1 protein-coding gene is annotated in these 7,424 nt (G+C 72.6%); it reads right to left on the bottom strand.

Annotated features, from left to right (window positions below; all coding sequences use genetic code 11):
• Positions 1-37: 37 nt before the first annotated feature.
• Positions 38-7,378 carry an amino acid adenylation domain-containing protein gene (locus ACFC06_RS21810; RefSeq protein ID WP_375934083.1) on the bottom strand — a complete coding sequence of 2,447 codons (7,341 nt, stop codon included), beginning with the start codon at positions 7,376-7,378 and terminating at the stop codon, positions 38-40.
• Positions 7,379-7,424 lie beyond the last annotated feature (46 nt).

Here is a 7,424-nt window from a genome sequence, read left to right as displayed (position 1 = left end):
GTGAGGACTAGCCGCTGCCCGGTCATGCGCTTTCCACCTATCCATCCATGCCGATCACCGCGCGCCGCTGCTGCGGCACTCCGGCGTCGCCGATCATCTCACCCAGCGCCACGATCGTCGCGCCCGCGCCGTCCCCCGGTGCGGCCACCGCGACCGCCGCCTCGGTGAACACGTGACTCACCTCGTCCTCGCCGTCGTCGGGCGAGAGCACCACCGTCGCGCCCGCGATACCCGCGGCCACGATCTCCAGCACCGCGGCCACCGAATCCGGCCGCCCCGCGGCCCGGGTCCGCGACTCGAAGTTCAGTCCGGTGCGCTGGCCCACCCGTTCGGCGGCCCCGGCCAGCTCGTCGTAGCTGAGCGTGCGGCCGCCACCGACGAAGGCCACATCGTCGCCACGCAGCGCACGGGTGCGGTGCGCGTAGCCGATCGGGCGCGGCGACTCGGCGGCCAGCTCGGCCTCGAGCGCCGGGTCGGCCAGGTCGTACCAGTCCAGGCCGTCGGGAACATCGTAGATGTCCAGCGTCAGACCGAGTTTCACCTCCAGGCCGTGCGGCAGCTGGGCGTCGAGCCGGGCCAGCGGGACCACCGCCGCGCCCGCCTTGAGCACCGCCCAGGTCGCGATCGCCGCCTGCACACCCCGGTCCAGCCGCACCGCGACACCGGTGCCCGGACCGGCACCGCGCGCGATGAGCGAGCGGGCCAGTTGCGAAGAGCGGGCGTCGAATTCGTGGTAGGGCAGCTCGGTGCCGCCCAGGTCGAGGGCGGGTGCCTCCGGGTCCTCCTCGACGGCCGAGGCCAGTTCCTGGGCGAGGGCGGCGCCGTTGGCCGAGGGCACCGGCGCGTACGCCGCGGCGGTGAGTTCGCGTTCGCGCTGCTGGGCGTCGCGCAGGTCGATGTCGCCGATGCGCACCCGCGGATCGGCGGCCACCGCGTTGACGATCTCGGTGAGGCCGTGGGCGAACATCGTCACCGTCGGCTCGTCGAAAAGGTCGGTGGCGTAGGTGAACACGATGTTCACCTCGTCGGGTTCGCCCTGCTGGGTGAGCCGCGGTTCCACGTTCACCTGCAGGTCGAACTTGGCCGGGCGCGCGGCCAGGTCCATCGCCTCGATGGTGAGCCCGGGCAGCCGCAGCAGCGGGGCCTCGTTGTTGTGGAACGAGAGCACCACCTGGAACAGCGGATTGTGCGAGACGGTGCCGGTGGGCGCCACCTCCTCGACGATCCGCTCGAACGGCAGGTCGGCGTGGGCGAAGGCGGCCAGGTCGACTTCGCGTGCGGCGGTGACCAATTCGTCGAACCCGCGCTGCGGCGAGACCTCGGTGCGCAGGGCCAGCGTATTGACGAACATGCCGACCAGGTCGTCGAGCTCCGGTTCGCCACGACCGGCGATCGGCGTACCGATCGTCACGTCGGTACTGCCCGAGAGCCGGGCCAGCAGCACCGCCAGCGCCGCGTGCACCACCATGAACAGCGAGGCATTGTGCGCGCGGGCGATATCGGTGAGCCGCACGTGCACGTCGGCGGGCAGCGTGGTAGTCACATCGGCGCCGCGCAGCGAGGCGTGCGGGGGCCGGGGATGGTCGTGCGGCAGTTCGACGGTGCCGGACTGCCCGGCCAGGGTGCGCCGCCAGAAGTCCAGTTGCCTGGTGGCGGTGGATTCCTCGTCGGATTCGTCGCCGAGGACCGCGCGCTGCCACAGCGCGTAGTCGGCGTACTGCACCGGCAGCGGCGCCCAGCTGGGCGAGCGTCCCTCGACCCTGGCCCGGTAGGCGATCACCAGGTCGCGGGCCAGCGGTGCCAGCGAGGCACCGTCGGCGATGATGTGCTGCACCACCACGGCCAGCACGTGTTCTTCCTCGGCCAGCGGGTCGTCGTCGGGCGCGGTGAACAGCCCGGCGCGCAGCGGAACCCGCTCGGCCACATCGAAACCGCCCGCGAGCAAACGCATCACGCGCTCGCGCGGATCGTCGCACTCCTCCACCGGCAGACCGTTGGGCAGCACCGCGCTGACCGGCAGGATCTCCTGGTACGGCACGGCGTCGGGGCCGTCGGCCGGGAAGCGGGTGCGCAGCGCCTCGTGCCGTTCGAGCAGGTCGGCCACGGCGTAGCGCAGGGCGGAGGTGTCCAGCGCGCCGCGCAGGCGCAGCACCAGCGGGATGTTGTAGGCCGGGGAATCCGGGTCGATCCGGTTGAGCAGCCACATCCGCTGCTGGGCGGGCGAGAGCGGGACACGGCCGCGCTCCTGCGCCGGGAGCAGCGGCGGGCGCGGGGCGGCGACCGCGCCGGGACGCACCCGGCTCGCCAGTGTGGCCACCGTGGGCGACTCGAACAGGTCGCGGACCACCAGGTCGGCGCCGAGGGCCTGGTCGATCCGGGCGATGGCCCTGGTCGCCAGCAGCGAGTTGCCGCCACGGTCGAAGAAGTTGTCGTCCAGGCCCACCTCGGGCACGCCGAGCAGCGCCGCGAAGACCTCGGCGATGCTCAGCTCGATCGGTGTGGTCGGCGCCCGGAAGACGGTGGCGGCGGTGAACTCCGGGGCGGGCAGCGCGGCCTTGTCGAGCTTGCCGTTGGCGGTCATCGGCAGCCCGGCGACCACCACCACGGCGTCGGGAACCATGTAGCCGGTGAGGAAGTCGGCGACGGCACCGCGCACCGCGACGGGGTCGAGGGCGGCACCGGCCGCCGGGACGACGTAACCGATCAGCCGGTCACCGGCGTGTTCGTCGGCGCGCACCACCACGGCGGCCTGGCCGACGCCGGGCACACCGAGCAGCGCGGCCTCGATCTCGCCGGGCTCGATCCGGAAACCGCGCAGCTGCACCTGCTGGTCGCCGCGGCCGCCGTACTCGAGGGTCGGGGTGCCGCGGAAGCCGATCCAGCGGCCGAGGTCGCCGGAGCGGTAGCGGCGGGCACCGGGCGGGCCGAACGGGTCGGCCACGAACCGGGTGGCGGTGAGCCCCGGCTTGCCGAGGTAGCCGCGGGTGACCTGGTTGCCCGCGATGTAGAGCTCGCCGGCCACGCCGAAGGGCACCGGCCGCAGCCGGTCGTCGAGCACGGCCACCGACAGTCCGGGCAGCGACCGGCCGATCAGGCTGCCGGGCAGCTCCACCGGCGCGCCGTCGGCGTCGGCGGGGCGCGGGGTGATGGCCATGTGCGAGACGTGCACGGTGGTCTCGGTGATGCCGTACATGTTCACCAATTGCGGTGCGCCCGGCCCGAATCCGTAGCGGTCGTACCAGCGGTTGAGCTTGCGCGGGTCCAGCGCCTCGCCACCGAAGATCACATAGCGCAGCGCCAGCGGCACGGCACCGGCGGCCTGGGCGGCCCGGTCGGCCTCGTCGAGCTGGGCGAACGCGGTGGGGGTCTGGCTCAGCACCGTCACCCGTTCGCGGGCCAGCAGCTCACGGAACTCGATCGGCGAGCGCGAGGTGAGATGGTCGACCACCACCACCGACGAACCGCCGGCCAGCGCGCACCACAGCTCCCAGATGGAGAAGTCGAAGGCGACCGAGTGGAACACCGTCCACACGTCGGATTCGTCGAAGGTGAACAGCAATTGGGTGTTGGCGAACAGTTCCAGCACATTCCGGTGACTCACGGCCACGCCCTTGGGCAGGCCGGTGGACCCGGAGGTGTAGATGACGTAGGCGAGGTGGTCCGGCCGCAGCGGCGCGCGCCGCTCCTGCGGACGCACCGGCGCGGTGGAATGGGCCGACCGCTCGTCGAGCAGCACCACCGGCAGCCCGGCGGCGGGCACCCGGTCCAGCTCCGACGAGGTGGTCAGCAGCACAGTCGGTTTCGCGTCGGCGAGGATGTACTCGAGGCGCTGGGCCGGGTAGCTCGCGTCGATCGGCAGATATCCCGCGCCCGCGAGCAGCACCGACAGCAGCGCCACCGGAAGTTCCTCGGTGCGCGGAACGGCCACGGCCACCAGGGTTTCCGGGCCTGCGCCGTGCGCGATGAGGGCCCGCGCGAGCGCCGAGGCCCGGCCGAGCAGCTCGGCGAAGCTCAGCGAGTGCTCCCCCGCGCGTACGGCGACGGCGTCGGGCCGCTGCTGGGACTGCGCGGTGATCAGGTCGGCCAGGGTCACCTCGGGCACCGCCATGCCCGGCGAATCCCCTTCGCGCAGCACCAGTTCGCGCTCACCGGGCGCGAACACGTCGATGTCGCCGACGGGGGCGGCCGGGTCGGCGACCACCGCGGCGAGCACCCGCGACCAGCGGTCGGCGAAATCGGCCACGGTGGCCCGGTCGAACAGATCGGTGGCGTAGACGAACGAGACCGCCATGCCCTGTGGCGCGCCGTCGGCGCCGATGTGCTCGGCCAGCTCCACCTGCAGGTCGAACTTGGCCAGCGGCACCGTGAAGTCCGCGCCGGACACGGCCAGACCGGGCAGTGCCAGGTCGGTACGGGCCAGGTTCTGGAAGGTGAGCATCACCTGGAACAGCGGGTGCCGGGCGGTCGAGCGCACCGGTTCCAGCAGTTCGACCAGGCGCTCGAAGGGCACGTCGGCGTGGCCGAAGGCGGCCAGGTCACCGGCCCTGACCTCGGTGAGCAGATCGGTGAAGCGGGTGCCGGGGTCTACCTCCGTGCGCAGCACCAGCGTGTTGACGAACATGCCGATCAGCTCGTCGAGCGCCTGCTCGCCGCGCCCGGCCACCGGCGTGCCGATGGCGATGTCGCGGGTGCCGGAGAGCCGGGCCAGCAGCAGCGCCAGCGCCGTGTGCACCACCATGAACAGCGTGGCGTTGTGCTCGCGGGCCAGCGCGGCCAGCCCGGCGTGCACCGAGGCGGGCACCTGGATGTTCATCGTGGCGCCGCGGCGGCTGGCCACGGCGGGGCGCGGGCGGTCGGCGGGCAGGTCGAGCTGCTCGGGCAGATCCGCCAGTGTCGAGCGCCAGAAGGCCACCTGGGCGGCCAGCAGCGCCCGCGGGTCGTGCTCGGCGCCGAGCAGCTCGCGCTGCCACAGCGTGTAGTCGGCGTACTGCACCGGCAGCGGCGGCCACTGCGGGGCGCCCCCACCGCGGCGCTCGGCGTAGGCGGTGAGCAGATCGCGCGTCAGCGGCGCGAAGGAGAACCCGTCGGCTGCGATGTGGTGCACCACGCACACCACCACGTGCTCGGTCTCCGAAAGAACCAGCACGCGAACCCGCACCGGCGGCCGCGCGGTGACATCGAACCCGGTCAGCGCCGCGGCGGCGATGGCCTCGGTGACCTCGCTCTCGGCGACCTCGACGACCTCGAACTCCGGCGCGGCGGCCGGATCACCCGCGGCCAGCACCACCTGGTGGCCCTCGCCGTCGAGGACGGTGTCGGTGGGGACGCCGTCGTAGACCGGATAGACGGTGCGCAGCACCTCGTGCCGGGTCACCAGGTCGGCGACGGCGGCCTGCAGCGCGGGCAGGTCGATGCGCCCGGACAGGCGCACGGCGACCGGGATGTTGTCCACCGCCGAGGCGGGATCGAAGCGGTTGAGGAACCACATCCGCTGCTGCGCGTAGGACAGCGGCACCACCGCCGGGCGCGGGCGCGGGGTGAGCGCGAGCGCCCGGGCCGAGGCCCGCTGCTGCTCGGCCCTGGTGGCCAGTCCGGCGACCGTGGGCGCCTCGAACACCGCCTGCACCGGCACCCGCACGTCGAGCGCGGCCCCGATCCGGGCCACCGCCTGCGCGGCCAGCAGCGAGTCGCCGCCGAGTTCGAAGAAGTCGTCGTCGGCGCCGACCCGCCCCGCGCCGTCGCGCAGCAACAGCGCGGCGAATACATCGGCGACCACCTGTTCGGCGGGCGTCGCGGGCGCGCGGAAGCCGCGCACGGTGAACACCGGCGTCGGCAGCGCGGCGCGATCGAGCTTGCCCACCGAGGTCAGCGGCAGCGCGTCGAGCACCATGATGACGGCCGGAACCATGTACGCGGGCAGCGATTCGGCGAGGAACTCCGCGAGCGCGCCGGTGTCGACGGAGTGGCCGACGCGCGGCAACACATACGACACCAGCCCGGTCGCGCCCGAGGGCATGGCCTTGCCGAGGGTCACCGCGTAGTCGAGATCGGGGTGCGCGGTGAGCGCGTTGTCGATCTCGCCCAGCTCGATCCGGAACCCGCGCACCTTCACCTGGAAGTCGGTGCGGCCCAGGTATTCCAGGCTGCCCTCCGGCTCGAGCCTGCGCACCAGATCGCCGGTGCGATACAGCCTGCCCGCGCCGAACGGCGAGGCGACGAAACGTTCCGCGGTGAGCCCCGGCCTGCCCAGATAGCCCTGCGCGAGCGCGGGCCCGGACAGATACAGCTCGCCGACGACCCCCGCGGGCACCGGTCGCAGCCGCGCGTCGAGCACGTAGAGGCCCATGCCGGGGATCGCGGTGCCGATGGTGATCGGCGCGTTCGCCCGCAGCGGGCGGGTGCTGGTGGCCAGGATGGTGGCCTCGGTCGGCCCGTAGCCGTTGTAGAAGGCCCGCGCGTCGGTGGCCCAGCGGCCGACCAGTTCCGGACCGAACCGGTCACCGGCGACGACGACCGCGCGCAGATCCGGCAGCCCGGCCGGATCGACCGACTCCAGCGCGCCCGGGGTGATCAGCAGATGGGAAATCCGTTCGCGGCGCAGCAGATCCGACAGCTCGAAGCCGCCGAAGATCCGCGGCGGCGAGATCACCAGGGTGGCGCCGGTCGCGAAAGCCAGCAGCAACTCCAGCACGGAGACGTCGAAGTTCGGCGAGCACACATGCAGCACACGCGAATCCGGCTCGACGCCGTAGTGCTCGCGTTCGGCGGCGACCAGCGCGGCGAGGCCGGTGTGGGTCACCACCACGCCCTTGGGCTTGCCGGTGGAACCGGAGGTGTAGATGACGTAGGCCGGGTGCCGCTCGTCGATCGGCCGCAGCCGGTCGGCGTAGCTCACCGCGTGCGCCTGCCGCGCGGCGATGCGCTCGGCGACCACCGGATCGTCGAGTTCGATCCAGTACAGGCTGGTGCCCAGCAGCGCGCGGTGCGCGGCGGTGGTGAGCCCCAGCACGGCACCGGAGTCGGCGACGATGTGCGCGATCCGCTCGCCGGGATAGGCCGGATCCACCGGCACATAGGCGGCACCGGTCTTGGCCACGGCCCAGACCGCGAGCACCGATTCGATCGAACGGGCGATCGCCACGGCGACCACGTCACCGGCGCCGACACCACGGTCGATCAGCTCACGGGCCAGCCGGGAGGATTGTTCGTCGAGCTCGCGATAAGTGAGTTCCCGTTCACCACCGGGCATCCCGGTGGGGTTGTAGCGAACAGCTATCGACCCGGCCGCGGATTCGACGGCGGCCGTGAGCAACTGGCCGAACAATGTACCGGTAGGACGCCGCCTACCGGTGCGGCCAGAGCGGCGGGAGTTTTCCACAGACCAATACACCTCTCGCGTCCGGCGGGCCGATTCGGACACAGCA

Source organism: Nocardia sp. NPDC056064 (assembly GCF_042266925.1).
In the GTDB taxonomy this organism is placed as follows: Bacteria; Actinomycetota; Actinomycetes; order Mycobacteriales; family Mycobacteriaceae; genus Nocardia.
This window is presented reverse-complemented; position numbering and strand designations above follow the sequence as displayed.